Origin of the sequence: Halomonas sp. DP4Y7-1 (genome assembly GCF_019800705.1) — a bacterium.
GTDB lineage: Bacteria > Pseudomonadota > Gammaproteobacteria > Pseudomonadales > Halomonadaceae > Halomonas > Halomonas litopenaei_A.
Genome location: NZ_JAHVKS010000002.1, coordinates 333,676 through 357,977, shown reverse-complemented (window position 1 = coordinate 357,977; position 24,302 = coordinate 333,676). Strand labels below are relative to the sequence as shown.

General features: G+C 61.3%; 19 protein-coding genes and 8 tRNA genes. 13 read left to right on the top strand and 14 right to left on the bottom strand.

The genetic code is table 11. The annotated features are described in order from the left end of the window. Positions 1 to 151: 151 nt before the first annotated feature. The 10 genes from fnr to ccoN all read right to left on the bottom strand — a co-directional run bounded on the left by fnr (position 152) and on the right by ccoN (position 9,724). The gene (fnr, locus tag KUV72_RS05185) at positions 152 to 892 is read right to left on the bottom strand and encodes a fumarate/nitrate reduction transcriptional regulator Fnr (RefSeq protein WP_206941404.1); all 741 of its coding nucleotides are present in this window, start codon (positions 890 to 892) and stop codon (positions 152 to 154) included. A gap of 158 nt (positions 893 to 1,050) precedes the next feature. Further along, entirely contained in the window at positions 1,051 to 1,737 is a 687-nt protein-coding gene (locus KUV72_RS05180; RefSeq protein ID WP_222237649.1) for a sulfite exporter TauE/SafE family protein, read from the bottom strand. 9 nt (positions 1,738 to 1,746) lie between these two features. Beyond that, complete coding sequence (gene ccoS / locus KUV72_RS05175; RefSeq protein WP_206941400.1) at positions 1,747 to 1,986, bottom strand: cbb3-type cytochrome oxidase assembly protein CcoS; 240 nt, start codon at positions 1,984 to 1,986, stop codon at positions 1,747 to 1,749. Next, a complete protein-coding gene (locus tag KUV72_RS05170; protein WP_222237648.1) occupies positions 1,983 to 4,436 on the bottom strand; it encodes a heavy metal translocating P-type ATPase in 2,454 nt (817 codons plus the stop codon). The genes ccoS and KUV72_RS05170 overlap by 4 nt, the downstream gene beginning before the upstream one ends. Beyond that, positions 4,436 to 4,960, bottom strand: coding sequence for a FixH family protein (locus tag KUV72_RS05165; RefSeq protein WP_222237647.1), 525 nt, complete (start codon positions 4,958 to 4,960; stop codon positions 4,436 to 4,438). The genes KUV72_RS05170 and KUV72_RS05165 overlap by 1 nt, the downstream gene beginning before the upstream one ends. Further along, positions 4,960 to 6,387 (bottom strand): cytochrome c oxidase accessory protein CcoG, encoded by a 1,428-nt coding sequence (gene ccoG / locus KUV72_RS05160; RefSeq protein WP_261317352.1) that lies wholly within the window; start codon positions 6,385 to 6,387, stop codon positions 4,960 to 4,962. The genes KUV72_RS05165 and ccoG overlap by 1 nt, the downstream gene beginning before the upstream one ends. 127 nt (positions 6,388 to 6,514) lie before the next feature. After that, positions 6,515 to 7,447, bottom strand: coding sequence for a cytochrome-c oxidase, cbb3-type subunit III (gene ccoP / locus KUV72_RS05155; RefSeq protein ID WP_222237646.1), 933 nt, complete (start codon positions 7,445 to 7,447; stop codon positions 6,515 to 6,517). After that, positions 7,444 to 7,656 (bottom strand): cbb3-type cytochrome oxidase subunit 3, encoded by a 213-nt coding sequence (locus KUV72_RS05150; RefSeq protein WP_206941393.1) that lies wholly within the window; start codon positions 7,654 to 7,656, stop codon positions 7,444 to 7,446. The genes ccoP and KUV72_RS05150 overlap by 4 nt, the downstream gene beginning before the upstream one ends. 2 nt (positions 7,657 to 7,658) lie before the next feature. Next, positions 7,659 to 8,276: a cytochrome-c oxidase, cbb3-type subunit II gene (gene ccoO / locus KUV72_RS05145; RefSeq protein ID WP_222162701.1), complete on the bottom strand. Its 618-nt coding sequence runs from the start codon at positions 8,274 to 8,276 to the stop codon at positions 7,659 to 7,661. A gap of 23 nt (positions 8,277 to 8,299) precedes the next feature. Further along, a complete protein-coding gene (gene ccoN / locus KUV72_RS05140; RefSeq protein ID WP_222162702.1) occupies positions 8,300 to 9,724 on the bottom strand; it encodes a cytochrome-c oxidase, cbb3-type subunit I in 1,425 nt (474 codons plus the stop codon). Positions 9,725 to 10,027: 303 nt separating this feature from the next. Here ccoN and KUV72_RS05135 point away from each other — a divergent pair, with 303 nt between their 5' ends. The 10 genes from KUV72_RS05135 to KUV72_RS05090 all read left to right on the top strand — a co-directional run bounded on the left by KUV72_RS05135 (position 10,028) and on the right by KUV72_RS05090 (position 19,116). Next, positions 10,028 to 10,600, top strand: a complete 573-nt coding sequence (locus tag KUV72_RS05135; protein ID WP_261317351.1) for an alpha/beta family hydrolase — start codon at positions 10,028 to 10,030, stop codon at positions 10,598 to 10,600. A gap of 218 nt (positions 10,601 to 10,818) precedes the next feature. Then, positions 10,819 to 10,894 (top strand) — tRNA-Val (locus KUV72_RS05130). Between the two features lie 40 nt (positions 10,895 to 10,934). After that, positions 10,935 to 11,011, top strand: a tRNA-Asp gene (locus KUV72_RS05125). A 28-nt stretch (positions 11,012 to 11,039) separates the two neighbouring features. Next, positions 11,040 to 11,116: transfer RNA gene (locus KUV72_RS05120), tRNA-Asp, on the top strand. 64 nt (positions 11,117 to 11,180) lie between these two features. Beyond that, positions 11,181 to 11,257 (top strand) — tRNA-Val (locus KUV72_RS05115). Positions 11,258 to 11,260: 3 nt separating this feature from the next. Further along, positions 11,261 to 11,337: transfer RNA gene (locus tag KUV72_RS05110), tRNA-Asp, on the top strand. A gap of 322 nt (positions 11,338 to 11,659) precedes the next feature. Then, positions 11,660 to 13,672: an NADPH-dependent 2,4-dienoyl-CoA reductase gene (locus tag KUV72_RS05105; protein WP_222237644.1), complete on the top strand. Its 2,013-nt coding sequence runs from the start codon at positions 11,660 to 11,662 to the stop codon at positions 13,670 to 13,672. A 412-nt stretch (positions 13,673 to 14,084) separates the two neighbouring features. Beyond that, on the top strand, positions 14,085 to 16,007 hold the full coding sequence (locus tag KUV72_RS05100) for a PrkA family serine protein kinase (protein WP_206941388.1): 1,923 nt from the start codon (positions 14,085 to 14,087) through the stop codon (positions 16,005 to 16,007). A gap of 63 nt (positions 16,008 to 16,070) precedes the next feature. Further along, positions 16,071 to 17,369, top strand: coding sequence for a YeaH/YhbH family protein (locus KUV72_RS05095; RefSeq protein WP_222237643.1), 1,299 nt, complete (start codon positions 16,071 to 16,073; stop codon positions 17,367 to 17,369). A 181-nt stretch (positions 17,370 to 17,550) separates the two neighbouring features. Beyond that, positions 17,551 to 19,116 carry a SpoVR family protein gene (locus KUV72_RS05090; protein WP_206941386.1) on the top strand — a complete coding sequence of 522 codons (1,566 nt, stop codon included), beginning with the start codon at positions 17,551 to 17,553 and terminating at the stop codon, positions 19,114 to 19,116. A 120-nt stretch (positions 19,117 to 19,236) separates the two neighbouring features. Here KUV72_RS05090 and KUV72_RS05085 read toward each other — a convergent pair whose 3' ends face one another. Next, entirely contained in the window at positions 19,237 to 19,551 is a 315-nt protein-coding gene (locus KUV72_RS05085) for a high-potential iron-sulfur protein (protein WP_222237642.1), read from the bottom strand. A gap of 315 nt (positions 19,552 to 19,866) precedes the next feature. Between KUV72_RS05085 and KUV72_RS05080 the strand changes: the two genes are divergently transcribed. Together KUV72_RS05080 and KUV72_RS05075 are read left to right on the top strand one after the other, a co-directional pair. Then, complete coding sequence (locus KUV72_RS05080) at positions 19,867 to 20,142, top strand: Lrp/AsnC family transcriptional regulator (RefSeq protein ID WP_206941383.1); 276 nt, start codon at positions 19,867 to 19,869, stop codon at positions 20,140 to 20,142. 69 nt (positions 20,143 to 20,211) lie between these two features. Further along, entirely contained in the window at positions 20,212 to 21,084 is an 873-nt protein-coding gene (locus KUV72_RS05075; protein WP_315857853.1) for a DNA/RNA non-specific endonuclease, read from the top strand. 123 nt (positions 21,085 to 21,207) lie between these two features. Here KUV72_RS05075 and KUV72_RS05070 read toward each other — a convergent pair. From KUV72_RS05070 to KUV72_RS05060, 3 genes are all read right to left on the bottom strand, one after another. After that, positions 21,208 to 21,294, bottom strand: a tRNA-Leu gene (locus tag KUV72_RS05070). A 76-nt stretch (positions 21,295 to 21,370) separates the two neighbouring features. Further along, positions 21,371 to 21,457 (bottom strand) — tRNA-Leu (locus tag KUV72_RS05065). A 74-nt stretch (positions 21,458 to 21,531) separates the two neighbouring features. Then, positions 21,532 to 21,618 (bottom strand) — tRNA-Leu (locus tag KUV72_RS05060). Positions 21,619 to 21,858: 240 nt separating this feature from the next. Here KUV72_RS05060 and rnr point away from each other — a divergent pair. After that, on the top strand, positions 21,859 to 24,291 hold the full coding sequence (gene rnr / locus KUV72_RS05055) for a ribonuclease R (RefSeq protein WP_222237641.1): 2,433 nt from the start codon (positions 21,859 to 21,861) through the stop codon (positions 24,289 to 24,291). Positions 24,292 to 24,302: the final 11 nt, after the last annotated feature.

Genomic DNA, 24,302 nt, shown 5'->3' with positions numbered 1-24,302 from the left:
CCGATAAGATAGCAAGAGGCCGCATCCTGGGATGCGGCCTCTCTTGTTGATGGAGTCGGTATATCGTCGCCCTACCTAGGGGGGCTGGGCTCGTGGCGTGGCACGACGTCTATCGGTCGCTGTCGGCCCCAGGCCCTGTCAGCGCCGCGGATCAGCTGGCGTCGGTGTCAGCCAGGTTCGACAGTGAGGCGAGGTCCAGGATATTGACCTCCCGTCCAGAGACCGCCACTAGGTCCTGCTGTTGAAAGCGCCCCAGAATGCGGCTGACCGTTTCGACGGCTAGTCCCAGGTGGTTGCCGATATCTGCCCGGGACATGGACAGGCGGAAGCTGAACGGCGAGTAGCCGCGGCGGCGGAAACGGTCCGACAGTCCGAGGAAGAAGCAGGCCAGTCGTTGGTCAGCGGTCTTGCGCGACAGCAGCTGCATCATGCGTCGATCTTCGCGCAGCTCCTTGCTGAGGGTGCGGAACAGTTGCGCGCGTAGTTCCGGCAGCGTCTGGGTCAGGGCGTCAAGGCGATCGAAGGGAATCTCGCATACGGTCGTGGTCTCGAGTGCCACCACGCTGCCGGGATATCTGCCATCGTCGATGCCGTCCAGGCCGACCAGCTCACTGGGCAAGAAGAAGTTGGTCAACTGCGCTTCGCCACTACCTTCGGTGGTGATCTGCTTGAGGCTGCCGGAGCGAACCGCGAAGACGCTGGTGAAGCGATCTCCCTGCTCGACCAGGCGAGTGCCCTTCTTGATCGGAGGATGACGGCGGATAATGGAATCGAAGCGCTCGAGGTCAGCGGTCTCCAGCGACAACGGAAGGCACAGGGAGCTCAAGCTGCAGGACTCGCAACGAGTCTCATGTAGCATGGGGCGCCGTCGATCTTGGGCCGATGGACTCATTCGCAGCTCCTGTGGGTCTGGGGTTCATGATGAGCAAAGCATGTAGGAAACTGGCTTTCCCTTGCTGCATGCTATTGTCGCTATTCTACACACAGATATTAGGCCAAAGGTGCATATACCTCTTTTGCCTCAATAATCTGGCGGCGATATGATAATCGTCAATTTCCTACAATTTGTAGGATATTCCACACAGCTAAACCGACAATCATGCCCGCTGCCATAAATCGTGTGGCAGAGTGTGCCAGCAAACTCTGCAGCTGACGCGCAGCAATCCCTGTTGTCACCAGTGCCGGTAGCGTCCCCAGGCCAAAGCAGAGCATGAGTAGTGCTCCACGGGCAGGGTCTGCGATGGCCATGCTCCATGCCAGCATGGAATACACCAGGCCACAGGGCAGCCAGCCCCAGATGGCCCCGAGTGCAACCGCCTGAGGTAGCTTGACCACTGGCAACAGGCGACGTCCTGCTGGCTCCAGGTACCTCCACAGGCGCTGGCCCAATGCCTCCAGCCAGCGTAGCCCTTTCCACAGGTTGGCAATGTAAAGCGCCATCGTGATCAGCATCAGGCTGGCAACCACCTGCAGCAGGTCCCGCATGCCCGGTGCCAGCGCCACCACAGAGCCTAGGCTTGCGACCATAGCGCCTGCCAGGCAGTAGCTGAACAGACGTCCCGAGTTGTAGCCAAGTAGTAAAATTCCTACACGAACAGGGTGGCGCATGCTCGGGGGAATGGCAAAGGTCAGGGCGCTCATTATACCGCCGCACATGCCGATGCAATGTGCTCCGCCAAGCAGCCCGAAGACAAAAGCCGCCATCGCGGGCGGCAGGTCTAGACCTACTGGGTTCATGCGTTCTGCTCAGGATCCAGGGGGTGGCGTGGAATCATGTTCGTCGGCTGTTGTGTCATCGACCGGTGTCTCTTTTGCCGGCTTTCTGGATGGGTTCGATGTCGGCGGGTCTTCGTCCTCGAACAGGATGCGATAGGCAGGACCCTCCAGATCGTCGAATTGATCGTTGCGGACCGCCCAGAAAAACGCCCATACCGCCAGACTCAACAGGATCAGCGACAGCGGTATCAACAGATAGAGAATGTTCATTGAGCATGCGCCGCTACGGCAAGACGTGAGGGTGATGGCGGCGCCGCGCGTCTCAGGCGAAGGGCATTGCCTATGACCAGCAGCGAGCTGATCGACATGCCGATGGCGGCGAGCCACGGAGGCACGAAGCCCAACGCGGCGGCGGGCAGCGCGACGACGTTGTAGAGCACTGACCAGGCGAGGTTCTGGCGAATGATGCGGCGCGTCTGGCGTGCGCTATGGATAGCCTGGACGATACGCTCCAGCGGCTCGCCGAGCAAGATCAGGTCGGCGCGAGTGCGGGTCAGGTCACTGGCGCCAGCAACGGCAATGGCGAGATCCGCCCCGGCCAGAACGGGCACATCGTTGATGCCATCTCCCACCATGGCAACGACCTCTCCCGCTTGCTGACGCTTGCGGACCAATGTGAGCTTGTCCTCGGGACTGGCATTGCCGTGCCACTGCGCTACCCCCAGCTGATCGGCCAGTGGCTGAACGTTGCCGGGGCGATCGCCGGACAGGATCTCGATCTCGATACCCGCGTCGCGGATAGCCGCAAGGGTCATGGCGGCGTCTGTGCGGGGCTGGTCGTGTAGCTGGAACCAGGCGACAGCCTGCCCCTCGCATGCCAGCAGCAGCCACAGGCCGTCGCCTGGTACGTCGAGGGGGTGCTGGCTGGCCAGGGCAAAGTCCGGGCGCCCAAGGCGCCAACACTGCCCAGCCACGTAACCTTCCACGCCCTGACCGGGCACGTTGCGAATGTCGCTGGCCGTGACTCGGGCGTCGCGCCAGGGCCGGAAGGCATGGGCGACCGGGTGCTCCGAGCCGACTTCCAACGCAGCGGCCAGCTGACGAGGGTCGATGCCTGCAAGGCAGTCTGCCGTGAGGCGTCGGTGCTCGGCCAGGCGCAGCTGACCTCGAGTCAAGGTGCCGGTCTTGTCAAAGATGATGCGGTCGAGGCGGGCCAGGGTTTCCAGCGCATCGGCGCGAGCGACCAGCACGCCGGCGCGACGCAGACGCCCGTGGGCGACGGTCAAGGCGGTAGGCGTGGCCAGTGCCAAGGCGCAGGGACAGGTGACGACAAGTACCGACAGGGTGACCCACAGGCTGCGACTGGGGTCGATCCACCACCAGGCCATGGCGACCAGCGTGGTGATGATCAGCAGATTCAGGACAAAGCGGTGAGACACCTGCTCTGCCACCTTGGCGATACGCGGGCGATGGGCAAAGGCTCGGTCGGTAAGGTCGAGGATGCCCGCTGCGCGGGTCGCGTCCCCGACACGCAGGACGTCGAGCTCCACCGGGCTGTCGATGCATAGCGTGCCAGCGTGAACGATATCGCCCTGTCGTCGTAGTGAGGGCAGCGACTCACCGGTCAGCAGCGATTCGTCGATCTGTGCCACGCCTGATGTCAGGACACCGTCAGCCGGAATCAGTGAGCCAGGACTGACGCGCACGCGATCACCCGGTTCGAGCTTGCTGGCGGGAATGACTCGTTCGTCGCCATTGGCCTCGACGCGCACTGCAGCGCTGGGCAAGGCGCTGGCCAGAACGTTGCCCTGGCGCCCGTAGTGGGCGCGGGCGCGGGATTCCAGATAGCGACCGAACAGCAGGAAGAAGGTGAACATGCTGACCGAATCGAAGTAGCGATCTCCCGATTGGCTGACCACCGACCAGCAGCTCGCCAGGTAGGCGCCACCGATGGCCAGGGAGACGGGTACATCCATGCCGAGTATGCGCGAGCGTACGTCCCGCAAGGCGCCAAGGAAGAACGGTTGAGCGGCATACAGCACGACAGGCGTCGTCAGCGCCAGTGATAGCCAGGCAAACAGCTGGTCGAAATCGGCGCTGAGGTCCCCGCTGTCAACGTAGTGGGGGATCGAGAACATCAGCACCTGCATCATGCCTACCGCTGCCACTATCAAGCGGCGAACCATCTGGCGCGACTGGTGCTTGAGACGCAGTTGAGCCTGATCGGGTTCGTAGGGTTGCGAGGGGTAACCGATGGCCGCCATCTCGGCAAGAATGCGTGACAGCGTCAGCTGGCTCGGGTCCCAGCTCACCTGCAGGCGATGTTGTGACAGATTGACGGCGCTGCTGGCCAGACCATCGAGAGCGTTCAGGCGATGCTCGATCAACCAGGCGCAGGCGGCGCAGGTGATGCCGTCCACCGCCAGGGTGGCGACCTGATGCCCGTCGCGCTGGCGCACGAATCGGGCTTGCAGGCCGGGGTCATCGAAGACCTGGTAGCGTTCGGCGTCCGCGGGCGTGGCCGAGGGACGCTCAGGCATGGCGGTGCGAAAGCGGTAGTAGCTATCGAGGCCACCGTCGACAATGGCGTGAGCCACGGCTTCGCATCCGGGACAGCACAGGGGGTGCGCTTGCTGATCGATGGTGATCGACCAGGGGGCTCCTGCTTCCACCGTGGCGCCGCAGTGGTAGCAGGACCGCGGAGTATCGGTAGCCGGCATCACAGACCTGGCGTCAGGTGAATGGTGCCGTCTCGCGGGAATTCGGCCTCGCCGGTCAAGCGCCATGCAGCATCATCGCCGCTGCCGTCGTCGATCCATGGCTGGAGCTGCAGGTACCAGCGGTAGCGAAGGTTGCGCTCCAGGGTGCCAACATATTGCCCATTACGGGTATGGCTCAGGGTCAGCAGGCGGTCGCGATCGCCATCGGTGGGAAACTTCAGCTCCAGCTGCAGGCGCTCGGGGCGCTCGTCGCCGAGCAGCTGGACGACCACGTCGCCGGTGGTGGCATCGATCCGTAGATCGGCTGCCAGCCCAAGGGCTTCGGCGCGCTGCTGCTTTTCCAGCTGAACATTGATCGCCAGCCCCTCCTTGTAATAGTCGTCCGGTACCGAGCCATCGAAATAGCGGATCGACAGCGCCAGGTAGACCATGCTGAAGGTGACCGAGGACAGCAGCAAAGCAATCAGAAACCAGGGCCAGAACTGCTTGTACCAGGGCGGCACCTGGGGATCGGACGAAGACATCAGGGGGTGACTCCTATGAATCGACTTTCGCGTTCCACCGCGACCGAGGGATCGTCTTCAGCGTGCAGGCGGACGCTGATGTCGGCGCTACGCTGTTCCATCAAAGCAGGATTTACGCTCAGCGTCATCACCAGCTGCCGGGACGCGTTGGCGGGTACCTCGAGTGACTCGGTATCGCTCTGCAGGCCCTCGATGCCGGTGACCTCGATCAGATAGCGGTGTGCCTGATTGTCGAGATTGCGCACGGTGATGGCATACGAGTTGGCAATACGCCCATCGCTCAGCGTCTGAAACAGCCGCGCCCGATCGCGCTCGACGTCGACGTCCAGCGGGGTGCGGTCGGCCAGGGTCCAGATAAACAGCCCGATCATCACCAGCAACGCCACCAGGTAGCCGATCAGGCGTGGCCTGAGCAAATGGGTCTTGTTGCCGTCAAGGGCATGCTCGGTGGTGTAGCGAACCAGACCCCGAGGGTAGCCCATCTTGTCCATGACGCTGTCGCAGGCATCAATGCAGGCGGCGCAGGTGATGCACTGATACTGCAAGCCATCGCGAATGTCGATGCCGGTAGGGCAGACCTGGACGCAGAGTTCGCAGTCAATGCAGTGGCCGAGTCCCTGCTCGGTGGGGTCGGCACTGCGCTTGCGGGGGCCACGGGGCTCGCCTCGATGATAATCGTAGGAGACGATCAGCGTATCGCGATCGAACATCACCGACTGGAAGCGGGCATAAGGACACATGTACAGACACACTTGCTCCCGTAGCCAGCCAGCGTTGAGGTAGGTGAAGACAATGAAGAAGCCGACCCAGAAGTAGGACCAGCCGTTGGCTGACAGGGTGGCCAGGTCGACGACCAGGCCCTTGATGGGCGTAAAGTAGCCGACAAAGGTGATGCCGGTGGCGGCGGCGATGATCAGCCAGATCGCGTGCTTGGCGCTCTTGCGCAGGAGCTTATCGGCATCAAGGGCGCGCTTGTCCAGCTTGATGCGGCGGTTGCGTGGCCCCTCGACACGATGCTCGACCCAGATGAACAGAAACGTCCAGACGCTCTGGGGGCAGGTGTAGCCACACCATACCCGGCCGGCAAACACCGTGATGAAGAACAGGCCAAAGGCGCAGATGATCAAGAGCCAGGACAGCAGCACGAACTCCTGGGGGTAGAAGGTCGCCGCAAAGATGTGGAATTCGCGACCCGGCAGGTCAAACCAGACCGCAGGACGGTCTCCCCATGGCACCCAAGGCAACAGCAGAAATCCCAGCATCAGCGCCCAGTTGGCAGCACGCCGGGCCCGTTGAAAGACGCCCTTCATCTCGCGTACGTAAATATGACGGCGGCTCTCGTACATGCTGTGTGACGAGGGGGCTTCGGGTGTGTGGTGGGATACCGCGCTGTCGGTCACATCTTGGGTGGGTATCTTGTCGCTCATGGCAGGCTCGCATCGCTGACCGATCATTCGTCGTTGTGACGACGGTCAGTCTAGCGATCGTCAGGTAGGTGAGAGGCCAGTGCGGCGCTTGGCCGCACTGGATACGGGGGTGGCCCCCTCTTGTGGATTACTGCGCAGGCTGGCTCAGGCTGTAGACGTAGGCCGCCACCAGATGCACGCGCTCCTCGCCGATGTAAGCGGCCTGGGCAGGCATATGGCCATTGCGGCCGTTACGCAGCGTCTGGCGAATCGAGTCGGCCAGGCTCTGTCCCGGTGCCTGGTACAACCAGGTCTCGTCGGTCAGGTTGGGGGCTCCCAGCGCCTGGTTGCCAGTACCGTCAGGCGAGTGACACGCCGCACACACCGATCCGAACACCGCGCCCCCCTTGTCAGCGCGCTCAGCATCTTCGGCCTGGCCGGACAGCGACAGCACATGCTGAGTCAGGTTCTCGATGTTGTTGGCGCCGAGTTGCTGCCACGAGGGCATCAGTCCGTTCCGCCCGTTCTCGATGGTGGCGACAATGTGCTCGGGCTCGCCCCCGTACAGCCAGTCCGTGTCAGTCAGGTTGGGGAATCCGTAGCCGCCCTTGGCATTCGAGCCGTGGCAGATCGCGCAGTTGTTGAGGAAGATACGCTCGGCAATCTGCATGGCCTCGGCATCCTTGATCAACTCCGGCACCGGGATTTCCTGATACTTCTCGAAGATCGGTGTGAAGCGCTGTTCGGCCTGGGCCACTTCTTCCTCCCACTGGCCTTCCTGACTCCAGCCCAGCACGCCGGCGAAATTGCCCAGGCCCGGATACAGCACCAGGTAGCCAAGTGAAAAGATCACGGTGGCAACGTAGAGCTGGAACCACCAACGTGGCAGCGGGTTATCGTATTCCGCAATGCCGTCGGCGGTATGGCCGGTGGTCTCGACAGTACCGTCTGCATCAGGGCGCTTGTCGGTCTTGCGATTGGCCCATAGCAGCCAGAAGGCGAAGCCAATCGTGCCGAGCGTGATGACGATGATCCAGGCGCTCCAGAAGCCTGAGAGGGCATCACCCCAGAGTGTATTCATGTGTTCTTTTCTCCCCTGTCCTTTCGGGAATCGGCCTGTTGCTCGGCCATGCGGTCACGGTTCGGTTGCTCGTCGTCATCCGCGAACGGCAGGTTGGCTGCCTGTTCGAACTCGCGCTTGCGACGGCTGGAATACGCCCAGGCCACCAGGCCCAGAAAGGCGACCAGCAGAATGCCGGTGAGAATGCCGCGAAAGGTTCCGATATCCATGGTTACGGGCTCTTTGCCGAGTTGGGCAGTACGGTGCCAAGCTGCTGCAGGTAGGCCACCAGCGCGGTGATCTCCCGTTCGCCGCGAACATCGCTGGTCGCGCTGGCGATCTGTTCGTCGGTATAGGGCACGCCCAGGGTCTGGAGGGTGCGCATCTTGGCTGGGGTGTGTTCGCCATCCAGGGTGTTCTCGAACAGCCAGGGATACGCCGGCATGATCGACTCAGGCACCACGTCACGCGGGTTGTACAGGTGCGCGCGGTGCCAGTCGTCGCTGTAGCGACCGCCGACGCGGGCAAGATCCGGACCGGTTCGCTTGGAGCCCCACATGAAGTTGTGCTCGTAGACGGATTCGCCTGCCACGCTGTAGTGGCCGTAGCGTTCGGTTTCCGCCCGGAAGGGACGAATCATCTGCGAGTGGCAGCCGACGCAGCCTTCCCGGCGATAGATGTCACGGCCCTCGAGTTGCAGCGCGGTCAGTGGCTTGAGGCCATCCACCGGCTCGGTCGTCTGCTTCTGGAAGAACAGCGGCACGATCTCGGCCAGGCCGCCAAAGCTGATCACCACCAGCACCAGCACCGCCATCAGGCCGACGTTCTTTTCTATGATCTCGTGTCTCATGTCAGTCTCGGTCCTTCATTGACTCAGGCGGTCTGTGGCAGGGGAGCACCGCTCTTGGCGGAACCCTTGACGGTCATCGCGACATTGACGGCCATGATCAGCATGCCAGTCACCCAGAACAGACCGCCGATCAGGCGCACGATGTAGCCGGGGCCGCTGGCCTCCACGGTCTCGACGAAGGTGTACATCAGCGTGCCGTCGGCATTGATGGCGCGCCACATCAGGCCCTGCAGGATGCCGTTGACCCACATGGCGGCGATGTACAGCACGGTGCCGATGGTGGCCAGCCAGAAGTGCACTGCCACCAGCTTGACCGAGTACATCTCGTTCTGACCGAACAGGCGGGGGATCAGGTGATACATCGAGCCGATGGTGATCATTGCCACCCAGCCCAGCGCTCCCGCGTGGACGTGGCCAATGGTCCAGTCGGTGTAGTGAGACAGGGCATTGACGGTCTTCACCGCCATCATCGGCCCTTCGAAGGTCGACATGCCGTAGAAGGACAGGGCGACCACCAGAAAGCGCAGCGTCGGATCGGTACGCAACTTATGCCAGGCGCCCGACAGGGTCATCATGCCGTTGATCATGCCGCCCCAGGAGGGGGCCAGCAGGATGATGGACATGACCATGCCCAGGGATTGGGCCCAGTTAGGCAGCGCGGTGTAGTGCAGGTGGTGCGGGCCGGCCCACATGTACACCATGATCAATGCCCAGAAATGGACGATGGACAGACGGTAGGAATAGACCGGGCGCTCGGCTTGCTTGGGCACGAAGTAATACATCATTCCCAGGAAGCCGGCGGTCAGAAAGAAGCCCACCGCGTTGTGTCCATACCACCACTGCACCATGGCATCGATGGCCCCGGAGTAGAGGGAGATGGAGTAGGTGGCGGTGACGGGAATGGCCGCGCTGTTGACGATGTGCAGCACCGCCACCGTCAGGATGAAGGCGGCGAAGAACCAGTTGGCCACGTAGATGTGCGAGGTCTTGCGAATCTTGACCGTGCCGAGGAACACGATGGCATAGGATACCCAGACGACGGCGAGCAGAATGTCGATGGGCCATTCCAGCTCGGCGTATTCCTTGACCTCGGTGAGGCCCAGGGGCAGGGTGGCGACGGCGCAGAGGATGACGGCCTGGTAGCCCCAGAACGTAAAGGCAGCCAGCTTGTCGCTGATCAGCCTTACCTGACACGTGCGTTGGACCACATAATAGGAGGTCGCGAACAGCGCGGATCCGCCGAAGGCAAAGATGACTGCGTTGGTGTGCAGGGGGCGAAGCCGACCAAAGCTTGTCCAGGGCAAGCCAAGGTTGAGTTCCGGCCAGACCAGTTGGGCAGCAAGTATGACACCGAGGGCCATGCCCACGATGCCCCATACCACCGTCATGATCGAGAACTGCCGGACCACCTTGTAGTTGTAGGTCGGATGTTCAAATGCTGTGCTCATGATCAGGTTCCCATCGATCGCGTAAAGGGGACGATCCCCCGGCCATAGTGCCTACCCAGCGGCAGTCTCAGAATGATGCAGATCAACAACCATTCAGAATTCTAGACCAGCACGGCTAGGGCTGGCACTTAGCCACTGGTGGCAGTGAACTTTGGAAATTTGTCCATGTCTGAAAATCTTTTATCCGACATTTTTGGTCAGGAATTGCGCCGGCAAAGCCCGTTTCACGGAGAACATCACGGGCAATGGGAGGGCATTGGACCCTGCATCCTGGCGGGCCCTGCCAGTGACGACCTACTTCTTTTGACGCATGGTGCAGGCGCTGGGCACGATTCACCCTTTCTGGTCGCCTGGCGCAAGGCGCTGGCCGACGCCGGTGTGGCCACCTTGTCAGTGGAATTCGCCTACATGCGCCAGATGAAGGCGCTTGGGCGCCGGCGCCCGCCGCCCAAGGTCGATCTTCTGGTCGATGAGCTGCGCACCTGGCGTGACGTTTTGTCGCATAGCGTGCCTGGCCGCCTATGGCTGGGGGGCAAGTCCATGGGTGGGCGTGTGGCGACCCTGCTGGCGGCCGAGGAGACGGCACCTGGAGTGGTGGTAGCGGGTTATCCCTTTCACCCCCAGGGCAAGCCCGAACGACTTCGCCTGGCGCACTGGCCTCGCCTCAAGTGTCCAACGCTGGTGCTGCAGGGCACCCGAGATCCGTTTGGCACCCTCGAGCAAGTGCAAGGCTATGATTTGCCCGAGGTGGCCACCGTCGAATGGCTGGAGGACGGTGATCACGACTGGCTGACCCGGCGTGCCAGCGGCGTGACGCGAGACGAACTGATGCAGCGCGCGGCAAAATGCGCAGCAACGTTGATGCAGGTGAATTGAGGCCGCTACGGTCAGGGGGATGGGTCTCGCCATTTTTTTTACGGTTGTTTTGGCTCGTTGCGGAGGGCCGCTGAATCTCGTGAGCCCTTGTGCCGCCTGCGTTTCCGCCCAAGTCGATGAATGCACGGGCAAAATAGGCGACAAAAAAAACGAGAAAGATGGTTTGGCCGCGTTGACATCCCCCCGATGTTCTGTAGAATGCAGCGCCACGTGACCAGGGGTGGTTAGCTCAGTTGGGAGAGCACCAGCCTTACAAGCTGGGGGTCACAGGTTCGAACCCTGTACCACCCACCATCACCTTGGTGATGGCTGGACACGTAGAGTTGTAGACGTTGGACCGGTAGTTCAGTTGGTTAGAATGCCGGCCTGTCACGCCGGAGGTCGCGGGTTCGAGTCCCGTCCGGTCCGCCAACGTCACTTCTCGAATCGTCATCAATGTGGACCGGTAGTTCAGTTGGTTAGAATGCCGGCCTGTCACGCCGGAGGTCGCGGGTTCGAGTCCCGTCCGGTCCGCCACGATGACTCGCCAAAGTCGATGAGCTCCAGGAAACTTGAGGCATCGCACCGTGTGAAATGATGTGGGTGATTAGCTCAGTTGGTTAGAGCACCAGCCTCACATGCTGGGGGTCACTGGTTCGAATCCGGTATCACCCACCACGCGGACCGGTAGTTCAGTTGGTTAGAATGCCGGCCTGTCACGCCGGAGGTCGCGGGTTCGAGTCCCGTCCGGTCCGCCATTTCGCTCGACCCAGCACACGCTGGAAAAAAGTCCGGTCACGTTGCCGGCAGTTATTCCGAAAAGCCCCGCTGCTTCTGCAGCGGGGCTTTTCTCGTTTTGGGTCCCCTCAAGGCGTTTACACCACACTGACGCTATGGGCTAGCCCATGGCGCTGGCGGGGTTCGCATCGTGTCGCTGCTTTTTGCCTTTCTGGGGTGGCGAGGATTGACTCGCTATCATACAGTTGTTTGAAAATAGCCGTAGACTGGCTGCCCTGATGCAGTGCCAGTTCCGGACCTCACGACAACAAGATTGCAGCCAAGGCTGCCAAGGACCGCGCCGTGACCGCCTATCCCCACCTGCTGGCCCCACTGAGACTGGGGCACCTGGAATTGCCCAATCGCGTGTTGATGGGCTCCATGCATACCAATCTGGAAGAGGCGCCGCAGGGGTTTTCCCGTCTGGCCGCCTTTTACGCCGAACGTGCTCGCGAAGGCGTGGCGCTGATCGTGACCGGTGGCATTGCACCGAATGCGGAGGGCGCCGTTTTTCAGGGGGCGTCGCAGTTGACCTCGGTTGAGCAGCTCGATGATCACCGCGGTGTTGTCGAGGCGGTACATGCACAGGGGGGCCGCATCTGCATGCAGATTCTGCATGCGGGGCGCTACGCGTATTCACCGGAGTTGGTAGCCCCTTCAGCGCTGCAGGCCCCCATCAACCCCTTCCAGCCGCGAGCGCTCAGTGACGATGAGGTCGAGCAGCAGATCGAGGACTACGTGCGCTGCGCGCGTCTGGCGCAGCAGGCGGGCTATGACGGCGTCGAGATCATGGGCTCCGAGGGCTACCTGATCAATCAGTTCATTTGCCGCCGAACCAATGTGCGCGAGGATCGCTGGGGGGGCAGCTTCGACAATCGCTGTCGCTTCCCGCTGGAGATTCTTCGCCGCGTCCGTGCGGCGGTGGGAGAGCGTTTCCTGTTGATCTACCGGCTGTCGATGATCGACCTTGTGGAGGACGGAAGTACCTATGACGAGGTCATTGCGCTGGGCCAGGCGGTTGAGGCGGCCGGTGCCAACGTGATCAACACCGGCATCGGTTGGCATGAAGCGCGAGTCCCGACCATCGTGACCAGCGTCCCGCGAGCCGCTTTCACCGAGGTGTCGCGACGCATGAAAGACGCCGTCTCGATCCCGTTGATCACCACCAATCGCATCAACATGCCGGATGTGGCCGAGCGGGTGCTGCGCGAAGGACATGCTGACATGGTGTCCATGGCGCGTCCGCTGCTGGCGGATTCGGCATGGGTGAGCAAGGCGAGGGAGGGGCGTGCTGCCGAGATCAATACCTGTATCGCCTGTAACCAGGCCTGTCTCGACCATACGTTCCAGGGCAAGCTGACGTCCTGTCTGGTCAATCCCCGCGCCTGTCATGAAACGGAGCTGACGCTTGAGCCCGCTGACCAGACAGTGTCCGTGGCGGTGGTGGGTGGTGGTCCTGCAGGGCTCGCCACGGCAGTCAGTGCCGCGCAGCGTGGGCACAGGGTTACCCTGTTCGAACGTCAGCCGATCCTGGGTGGGCAGTTCAATTTTGCGCGCCGCATTCCCGGCAAGGAAGAGTTTGACGAAACGCTGCGTTACTTCCAGGTGATGCTGGACAAGCTGGAAGTCGACGTCAGGCTCTCCTGCGAGGCGGGTGTCAACGATCTCCTGGCCTTCGATCGTGTGGTGCTGGCCAGCGGCGTCAGACCCAGACCGTTGGCGTTGCCCGGCAGTGATCATCCTAGTGTGATGAGTTACGCCGAGGCCATCGATGCTCCTCAGCGTGTCGGGCGCCGGGTGGCCATCATCGGCGCTGGCGGTATCGGTTTCGATGTGGCGGAGTTGCTGACCCATACGCCGCCCGGTGATGACCCGTTGCAGGATTGGTGCGACGAGTGGGGGGTGGATCTTGAGGTCAGCACGCCAGGGGGGCTGAAGCCGGCCCGCCGGCCGCAGTCGCCACGACAGGTCTACTTGCTTCAGCGCAAGACGTCCAAGCCGGGCAAGGGGTTGGGCACCACCTCAGGTTGGGTGCACCGGGCATCCCTTCGCCATCGAGGTGTGACCGCAATGGCTGGCTGCGAGTATCGGCATATCGATGATCAAGGGCTGCACCTGAGCGTCGAGGGCGAGCCGCGTGTGTTGGAGGTGGATACGGTCGTGGTGTGTGCCGGTCAAGAATCGGTGCGCGAACTCGTGGCGCCCCTCGAGGCGGCGGGTGTCGCTGTCTCCATCATCGGCGGTGCCGATGAGGCGGCCGAACTCGATGCCAAGCGTGCCATTGACCAGGGGGTGAGGTTGGCGGCGTCCTTCTAGAGCCGTCATTCTGGTGGCGTCGGGCCAGCCCAGCAGGATCTGGCTCGCGCCCCAGGCAAGCGTGATGAAAATTACTTAAGAAGTGTGCCGTTGTGTGCAATTTTGGTGGCTGCGGCAAGATGGCGCGGTAGACGCTGACGAGCCCCGTGATCAAGCGGCGGGCGTCGCTTTCACGGCTAGTGAATACCTCGCTTATCATGTTCATGGTCCCTCTTACGCCGAATTTCGTCTGGACAACGAAACGCTTCTGCTGGCAAGAGTTCTTATAGGTAAGGACGCTCAGCGTTGAAGACCTGCACATCGTTTTTGGCTAATGCTGTTCTACGCTGAGAGTACCCACTCGTGACTGGCGCTGGCTGACGGGAAAGGCCTGAGAGCCAAGAGCGAGTCCCGGGCATCACAGGAGGCATCGATGAGCATCTTCGACCACGTGCAGAACCGCTTCGCTCGCGTCCAGCAGGAAGAAATGTCCCTGCAGGAATATCTGGAACTCTGCCGTCAAGACCCTTCCGCCTACGCCAGTGCGGCTGAGAGAATGCTGGAGGCCATCGGTGAGCCTGAGGTGATTGACACCGCCAAGGACCCGAGACTGGCGCGAATCTTTTCCAACAAGGTGATACGTCGGTATCCGGCGTTCAGTGAGTTTCACGGCATGGAGGAGGCCATCGAGCAGATCGTGGCCTACTTCCGTCACGCCGCCCAAGGGCTGGAGGAGAAAAAGCAGATCCTCTACCTGCTTGGCCCCGTGGGGGGCGGCAAGTCATCCCTGGCCGAGCGCCTCAAGCTGCTGATGGAGCGTGTGCCGTTCTACGCCATCAAGGGGTCGCCGGTGCACGAGTCTCCGCTCGGGCTGTTCTCGCCCGAGGAAGACGGAGAGCTGCTCGAGAAAGAGTATGGTATCCCCGCTCGCTACCTGCGCAGCGTGATGTCGCCCTGGGCCGCCAAGCGGCTGAAGGAGTCCGGCGGTGATATCTCGCAGTTCCGGGTGGTCAGGCTGTACCCCTCGCGCCTCAACCAGATCGCCATCGCCAAGACCGAGCCGGGTGACGAGAACAACCAGGATATCTCGTCCCTGGTGGGCAAGGTCGATATCCGCCAGCTGGAGATGTATTCCCAGGATGATCCTGACGCCTACAGCTTTTCCGGAGGATTGTGCCGGGCCAACCAGGGCTTGATGGAATTCGTCGAGATGTTCAAGGCGCCCATCAAGGTGCTGCACCCCCTGCTGACGGCGACCCAGGAAGGGAACTACAACCCCACCGAGGGCATGGGCGCGATTCCCTTCGATGGCATCGTGCTGGCGCACTCCAACGAGAGCGAGTGGCAGGCGTTCCGCAACAACCGCAACAATGAGGCGTTCCTCGACCGCGTCTATATCGTCAAGGTGCCCTATTGCCTGCGGGTGTCCGAGGAAATCAACATCTACAAGAAGCTGCTGGAGCATTCGTCGCTCAATGAGGCGCCCTGTGCACCGGATACCTTGCGCATGCTCGCCCAGTTCTCGGTGCTGTCGCGTCTCAAGGAGCCGGAGAACTCCAGCGTCTACTCGAAGATGCGGGTCTATGACGGTGAAAACCTCAAGGACACCGATCCCAAGGCCAAGTCGATTCAGGAATATCGCGACAGCGCCGGCGTCGATGAAGGCATGGATGGTCTGTCCACGCGCTTTGCCTTCAAGATCCTGTCCAAGGTCTTCAACTTCGACAATCACGAGGTGGCGGCCAACCCGGTGCACCTGTTGTACGTGCTCGAGCAGCGCCTTGAGCAGGAGCAGCTGCCCAAGGAGACCTTCGAGCGCTACCTGCGCTATATCAAGGAGTACCTGGCGCCGCGCTATGTGGACTTCATAGGCAAGGAAATTCAGACCGCCTACCTGGAGTCCTACTCCGAGTATGGTCAGAACATCTTTGACCGCTATGTCACCTATGCGGATTTCTGGATTCAGGACCAGGAGTACAGGGATCCCGAGACCGGCGAGCTGTTCGACCGCCAGTCGCTTAACGATGAGCTGGAAAAGATCGAGAAGCCGGCGGGCATCTCCAATCCCAAGGACTTCCGTCACGAGGTGGTCAACTTCGTGCTGCGGGCGCGTGCCCAGAACAACGGCATGAACCCGGGGTGGCAGTCCTACGAGAAGCTGCGTGGTGTCATCGAGCACAAGATGTTTGCCAACACCGAGGAGTTGCTGCCCGTCATTTCCTTCAATGCCAAGGCGTCCTCTGCGGATATCAAGAAGCACGAGGATTTCGTGGCACGGATGAAGGATCGAGGCTACACCGAGAAGCAGGTGCGCCTGCTGTCGGAGTGGTACCTGAGAGTGCGCAAGTCGCAGTAGCCGTGAAGGCGCCGGGCCAGGCCCGGCGCCGGACACCCTTGTCGACTGCGCCCAGGAGGTCCCATGACCTACTTCATCGATCGACGAGCGAACGCCAAGAACAAGAGCGCGGTCAATCGCCAGCGCTTTCTTGACCGCTATCGCACCCATATCAAGCGCTCCGTCGAGGAGGCCGTCAACCGTCGCTCCATCACCGATATGGAGCGAGGCGAAAAGGTTTCCATCCCCAGTCGCGATATCTCCGAGCCAGTGTTCCAGCACGGCAGCGGTGGGCGACGTTCGATTGTCGCACCCGGTAATCGCGAGTTTCAGGAAGGTGATCGCCTGCGTCGCCCAGACGGCGGGGGCGGTGGAGGCGATGGCAGTGGAGAGGGTGGCGCCTCCAACCAGGGGGAGGGCATGGATGAGTTCGCCTTCACCCTGACCAGGGAGGAGTTCCTCGAGTTTGTCTTCGATGGCCTCGAGTTGCCCCATCTGGAGCGCAAGCCGCTGGTGGATGTGGAAGAAGTGCGCCCCGTGCGCGCCGGGGTCTCGAGAGATGGCGTGCCGGCTCGGATCAACATTGTGCGTTCGATGCGAGAAGCCCAGGCCCGTCGAATTGCCATGCGTGCACCGATTCGTCGCGCGCTGCGGGAAGCTCAGGAAGCGCTGGAAGTCGAGGAGCGCAAGGATCCCGTGCTCAAGAATCCCGCTCGCATCCAGGAGTTGAAGGCCGAGATCGAACGCCTAGAGCGGCGTCTGGAGGCGGTTCCCTTCATCGATACCTATGATCTTCGCTACAACCATCTGATCAACCAGCCTCAGCCGTCCAGCAAGGCCGTGATGTTCTGCGTCATGGATGTATCGGGCTCGATGACCCAGGCCCACAAGGATATCGCCAAGCGCTTTTTCCTGTTGCTCTACCTGTTTCTCGAGCGCAGCTACGAGCGGGTCGAGCTGGTCTTTGTGCGTCACCACACTGCCGCCAAGGAAGTCGATGAGGAGGAATTCTTCTACTCACGGGAGACTGGCGGCACCATCGTTTCCAGTGCGCTTACCCTGGTCGACGAGATCATCGACAAGCGCTATCCCCCCGGCCAGTGGAACCTGTACGTGGCCCAGGCATCGGATGGCGATAACTGGGACGATGACTCGGTCAACTGTCGGGAGCTGCTGACCAAATCGCTGATGGGGCGCCTGCAGTACTTCACCTATGTGGAAATCACGCCTCACGCTCACCAGGCATTATGGGAAGAATACGAGCGGGTCGAGGCCGCCTATCCCGACCGCTTTGCCATGCGTCAGATTGTTGAACCCGGGGACATCTATCCGGTGTTCCGGGCCTTGTTCAAGCGCCGTGCGGACAGTGCGGAAAGGGGGTAGGCAGGCACAGGTCTGCCCTACGGCGGCAGCGGGACTGGCAAAGGGGAGCACGGTGAAGGGCGTGCCGTGTGTTGAAGCACCTCGCCAGGTAAGCCCCTAGCCACAGCCGTATCTTGCAAGCGGACTCCCTTGCAAGCGAAGCATGTTGGACGAGCAGCGCCTTGGACGAAGAGGAATTGCCATGACCGCCTTGACCAAACGTCACGCCAAGCCCATTGCGACCGGCTCGGACTGGAGCTTCGACGACCTGACCGAGTTCGAGGCCGAGATCGCTCGGCTTGCGGACGAGTATCGACTGGACACCTACCCCAATCAGATCGAGATCATCACCACGGAGCAGATGATGGACGCCTACGCCAGCGTGGGCATGCCTGTGGGCTACCATCACTGGTCGTTCGGCAAGCAGTTCCTGGCCGTCGAGCAGGCCTATCGTCGTGGGCAGATGGGGCTGGCCTATGAGCTGGTGATCAACTCCGACCCCTGCATCGCCTATCTGATGGAAGAGAACACCCTGATGATGCAGGTACTGGTCATGGCACATGCCTGCTACGGCCATAATTCCTTCTTCAAGGGCAACTATCTGTTTCGGACCTGGACCGACGCCTCTTCGATCGTCGACTACCTGGTGTTTGCCCGCAAGTACATCAGTCAGTGCGAGGAGCGTCACGGTGTGCAGGCCGTCGAGCAGTTGCTCGACGCCTGTCACGCGCTGCAGAACTATGGGGTGGATCGCTACAAGCGGCCGTCTCCGGTATCGCCGGAGGAGGAGGCTCGACGGCAGAAGGAGCGTGAAGACTATCTCCAGGCTCAGGTGAATACCCTGTGGCGGACAATTCCCATGGGTGACGCCGGCATCGAGGTGCCGCCTGTGTCTTCCGACGATGACCCGCTGGGGCTGCACGGTGGCGGGCGTTATCCCCCCGAGCCACAGGAAAATCTGCTGTACTTCATCGAGAAGAATGCACCCTTGCTGGCGCCTTGGCAGCGGGAGGTCGTGCGAATCGTGCGTAAGCTGGCCCAGTACTTCTATCCTCAGCGGCAGACCCAGGTCATGAATGAAGGGTGGGCGACGTTTTGGCACTACACGCTGATGAATCGGCTGTTCGACGAAGGGGCCGTGGACGAAGGCCTGATTCTGGAGTTTCTGCAGTCCCATACCGCCGTCGTCAGTCAGCCCGCCTTTGACAGCCCTTACTACAACGGGATCAATCCCTATGCGCTGGGCTTCGCCATCTTCACCGACCTCAAGCGCCTCTGCGAGTCTCCGGATGACGAGGACCGGGAGTGGTTTCCGGACATTGCGGGAAGCGACTGGCGCGAAACGCTGAATTTCGCCATGCGCAACTTCAAGGACGAGTCCTTCATTCAGCAGTTTCTATCACCCAAGGTGATTCGTCAGCTCAAGCTGTTCCAGGTGGTCGATGATGATCAGGAGGACATGCTCGAGGTGGCAGCGATTCATGACGAGCGGGGCTACCGGCGGGTCCGTGAGGCGCTGTCCGCGCAGTACGCCCTGTCGCTCAGGGAGCCGAATATTCAGGTGTTCGAGGCCGATATTCGAGGAGATCGTTCGCTGACACTCAGGCACGTGCAGGATCAGCGGCGTCCGTTGGCCCGTAGTGTCTACCCTGTGATCCGACACCTTCACCAGCTATGGGGCTTTCCGGTCAAGCTGGAGTCCTTCGATGGTGATGAAGTGGTGCGGCGTTACCAGTGGCCGCTGCCGGACAGCGAAGAATCCGCCTGACGCCGACAGCAGATAACCGACACGCCGCCGCAAAGTGATGCTTTGCGGCGGCGTGTTTTCTTGCCTGCTTTCTTCTTGCCTTCTTTCTTCTTACTTAGTACCGGACCTCGACACGCAGCCTTATGGCTTGGCCGTCCAGGATTGGCACCATCCGCCTGGGGCGACGCTATTCTGCGGGAATAGCTGACAGCCCTCGGTTTCGGCATTGAAGAACATGCAGTTCGAGCAGAGCTCTCCGTCTTCGTAGGCGGCATTGCCGCTGGCATCTCTGGCCTTTTCGACGTATCCCAGAGCCTTGGCCTGGGCATTGTCGGTACTCAGGCGAGGCAGGCTCTGTGCCAGCGCAGTGCGAGACAGGACACCAGCACCCAGCGGCAGAGCGGCGATGCCCAGCAGACTGGTGCGCAGGAAGGCACGACGGCTGTGCTTGGTCATGGGGACTCCTCATTGTCGGAAGATGAGCGTCATACGGTCATGGTCAGGCCCGCGATGGGCCGGTCTTGGTGAGTCAGGATGCCTTGGCAGCCTGCTCGTGCGCTCTTGATGGCGCTGCCTTGCAAGATTAGCTAAGCCGTTGAGCCTTGGCGAATCGTCTCGTTGTGAGTGCGGCAATCCGCCGCGAAAAAAGCGGTCCGCGCAGTCGGCGGTGCAGGTGGTGAGGAGGCGCTGATATACTGCGTTGCCAAACCACCATGTTTAACATCCGCGTCCTGAGTCGTTGGCGTGGAGCGATGGGAAAGGAGCGTGATCATGCAGAATGCTGTGATTCTGATCAATGCCGAGAAAGGGCAGGTCAAGGCGGTGGCCGAGCGTCTGGCCGAGGTGGAAGGGATCAGCGAGGTCTATTCGACCTGCGGTCGCTATGATCTGGTGGCGATTGCCCGTACACGGGATTTCGAGAGTCTGGCGGAGCTGGTCACTGGACGCCTGAATGCAGTAGAAGGCATTGCCGACACGGAAACGCTCAATGCGCTTCAGGTGCACTCGCGCCACGATCTGGAAACCATGTTTTCGTTGGGTTGGTAAGGGCAGGCCCTGCTGACCATTGTTCGTCCTGACCATTGTTCGTCCTGACCATTGCCGACAAGGAAGTGTGTGGATCTCTCGCTTGATCGTCTGATACCTCGGCCGCGGCATTTCCTGGCCTCGCTGGCCATCGCCGTGCTGGGGGTTGTCCTGTGGTACTCCACCGAGCAGGGCTATCGCGACCGCATGAGCTGGATGGGGGTGACCGAGTGGGCGGAACCGTCCACGCTGGCGTTCACCCGTGTGCTGCGTAATGAAGGGTATCTGCTGGGATGGTCTGATCTGCGCGTTGGTGCGCTGTGGGCGAGCTATGAACTGCGGCAGTCGGCGGATCACCGGGTGGGGCCTCGCCCCGGCTTCGAACAGGATTGGCGAACGCTGTGGCCCGTCAGCACGACCAGCTACGCTGGCAGTGGATATGACCGTGGGCACCTGGCTCCCAACTATGCCATGGCCAAGGTCTGGGGCGAGCAGGCTCAGCATGACAGCTTCCTGATGAGCAACATGATGCCGCAGAAGCCTGCCCTCAACCGTCAGCTATGGCAGCGCCTGGAAGAAGTCGTGATGGACCATTTTCTGCCGCGCTTCGGTCGCCTGCAGGTCATCACTGGGCCTGTCTATGCAGAAACCAGAGTCAGCGATCTCTCCCTGGATCGATTGCTGGATCGCGTCAGCTTTGTGGAGGTGCCAATCGGCTTCTACAAGGTGGTGGTGGTGCCCGGAGAGACTCCTCTGGCAGTCGCTTTTGTGATGCCCCAGAACGTGCGTGGAGATGAATCGCTGTCTCGCTATCTTGTCAGCATCGACGAGGTGGAAGCGATCACGGGACTGAATTTCTTTCCGCGGCTGGGCCCGCAGGAAGAGGCGGCCTGGGAGGCTCGTGCGGGGGTGGGCGACTGGGCGCTGTCTCAGGTGGCTGAGTTGCCGTCGCGTTTCGATTGAGCGACGGGCCAGGGACTAAAGACCGGGTGCTAACACGCTGGATGCTGGAACGGCAGGCACAAAAAAACCGCGACGGGGCGCGGATTCTTGTTGGATCTGTCTGATCCTGTTGCTGCATGACATTGGTGCCCAGGAGAGGACTTGAACCTCCACGTCCGTAAGGACACTAGCACCTGAAGCTAGCGCGTCTACCAATTCCGCCACCTGGGCATGTCATGTTGTGTGCTCGTGATCTACGTTATCTGCTCGGCCTGTGTTCATCGATGCATGCCATAGCATGTATCGTTGGTGCCCAGGAGAGGACTTGAACCTCCACGTCCATAAGGACACTAGCACCTGAAGCTAGCGCGTCTACCAATTCCGCCACCTGGGCGAACACGTGCGCTTTGCCGATAACGATATATCAAAGAGCGTGACGATCTCCATCGTCGTGATCCCGAAGGATCTTGGTGCCCAGAAGAGGACTTGAACCTCCACGTCCGTAAGGACACTAGCACCTGAAGCTAGCGCGTCTACCAATTCCGCCATCTGGGCAAGTGGCGCGTATGTTACCGAAACTTTGGCATATTGCAAGCCTTTTGCATCGCTGCTGGGAGAAAAAAACGTCGTACTGATGGCGCGAGCTCTGTATCCGGAGGCGCTTATGGTTGGGTGACGGCGCTGCTGGCGCTATACTGCGCGCATGTTAAGAGACAATTTCGAAAAGACCGCACGCTCGCGCCCGGGTGGCGGCGCACTCCTGCCGTCCTCGCCCCTGTCAAGGATGCCTTCCGCATGAACCATTGGACGCTCGACGCCGACGAACACGCCAGCCGCGAAGCCCATAAGTACGACAAGCCTGCTCCCTCCCGTGAATATCTGTTGAATCGACTCGAGGAAATCGGTACGCCGACGACCCACGAGGCGATGAGCGATCAGCTTGGCCTGGATGATGAAGACCTTCGAGAAGCGGTACGCCGGCGCCTCTCCGCCATGGAGCGAGACGGCCAGGTATTGCGCAATCGTCGGGGCGCCTATGCGCTGATCGACAAGCTGGACCTGATCAAGGGTAAGGTGCTGGGTCACCGCGACGGCTTTGGATTTCTGATCCGCGATGATGGCAAGAAGCCTGACCTGGTCATGCCTCCTCGGCAGATGCGCCGAGTGTTTCACGGTGACCATGTGCTGGTGCGGGTCAGCGGGCGTGACCGTCGTGGTCGCGACGAGGCGACGGTGGTGGAAGTCATCGCGCGCAACACCCAGACGATCGTTGGCGTCTATCGGGAAAACACGCCTGAGTTCGGCGTGTTGATTCCCGAGAACAACCGCATTACCCAGGAAGTCATCATTCCCCACAGTGCTTGCGCTGGCGCGCAGGACGGGCAGGTCATCTCGGCGCGTATCGTCAAGCAGCCGGAGACCCGGGTCCAGCCTGTCGGGGAAGTGATCGAGGTGCTGGGTGAGCGCATGGACCCCGGGATGGAAATTGATATCGCGCTGCGAAGCTACGAGATTCCCTCTGAGTTTCCGCCGGATGTCACCGATCAGATCGCCAGCATGTCCGCTGAGGTAGCGGAGGACGACAAGCTTCACCGCATCGACCTGCGCGACAAGCCGCTGGTGACCATCGACGATGAAAGCGCCAAGGACTTCGACGACGCTGTCTGTGCCTACAAGACGCGTTCCGGAAGCTGGAAGCTGCTGGTGGCGATTGCCGATGTCTCGCACTACGTGCGTCCCGGCAGCCCGCTGGACCAGGAGGCCATTGCTCGGGGCAACTCGGTGTACTTCCCGGGGCAGGTGGTGCCGATGCTTCCAGAGCTGCTGTCCAATGGGCTCTGCTCGCTGAACCCTGACGTGGATCGACTGGCGCTGGTCTGCGAGCTGAACATTTCCAAGACCGGCGCGATCAGTCGCTATCGCTTCTATGAGGCCGTTTTCCGCTCCCACGCCAGGCTGACCTACAACAAGGTGGCATCCATTCTCCAGGATGACGGAGAAGAGGGCGATGCGCTGCGACAGCAGTACAAGGCGCTGGTACCGTCGCTGAAGAACCTGTACAGCCTGTATCAGCTGTTGCGGGAAGCGCGCACCGAGCGGGGCGCCATCGACTTCGAGACCACCGAGACCGCGATCGTCTTTAACGACGAACGCAAGATCGAGAAGATTGTGCCGCGCTCGCGCAACGATGCTCACAAGATCATCGAGGAGTGCATGCTGGCCGCCAACGTGGCCACCGCGCGCTTCCTGGACAAGCACGACCTGCCAGCGCTTTACCGGATTCACGAGCGGCCATCGCCGGAACGCCTGGACAAGCTGAGGCTGTTCCTGAACGAGATCGGCATGTCGCTAGGTGGCGGTGATGAGCCCACGCCTCAGGACTATCGCGACCTGGCCGAGGCCATCAAGGGCCGTGACGATGCGGACATCATTCAGACAGTGATGTTGCGCTCCATGAGCCAGGCGGTCTACTCGCCGCACAACGAAGGGCACTTTGGCCTGGCATATCCGGCCTATGCCCACTTTACTTCGCCGATTCGCCGCTACCCCGACCTGCTGGTGCATCGCGCCATTCGCTCGGTCATCCGCGGTCCGCGCCAGACCAATACCGTGCTGCGGGCCGAGGGTGCGCCGGTGGAGCCGCCGACCAAGTGGTGCCCCTACACCTTCGAGCAGATGCTGGAGCTGGGGGAGCATTGCTCGATGACAGAGCGCCGGGCCGATGACGCCACTCGCGACGTGGAGGACTGGCTCAAGTGTGAGTTCATGTCCGATAAGCTCGGTGAGGTCTACGACGGAACCATCGCCTCCGTCACCCAGTTCGGTATCTTTGTGCGGCTGGATGATGTCTACGTCGAGGGGCTGGTGCACGTCACCTCATTACCTTCCGACTATTACCACTACGAGCCGGAAAAGCATCGCCTCAAGGGCGAGCGCACGGGAACCAGCTACCGTCTCGGCGACGGAGTGACCGTTCAGGTGGCGCGGGTCGACCTGGATGAGCGCAAGATCGATTTCGAGATGGCCGATGACAAGCCACGTCCTCGGCGCGCGCCGCGCAAGCGTCGTGGCGAGCCTGCGAGCAAGGCCAGCGAGACCGGTCACGCCAAGGCCGGCAAGCGTGGCAAGGATGGCGCCTCGTCCGAGGCCGAGGCGCCGAAGAAGAAGGGTGGGCGTCGTCGTCGTGGCCCTCGGCGCAATGCGCGTGGCAATGGCAATAAGCGGTAACGCCAGCGTGA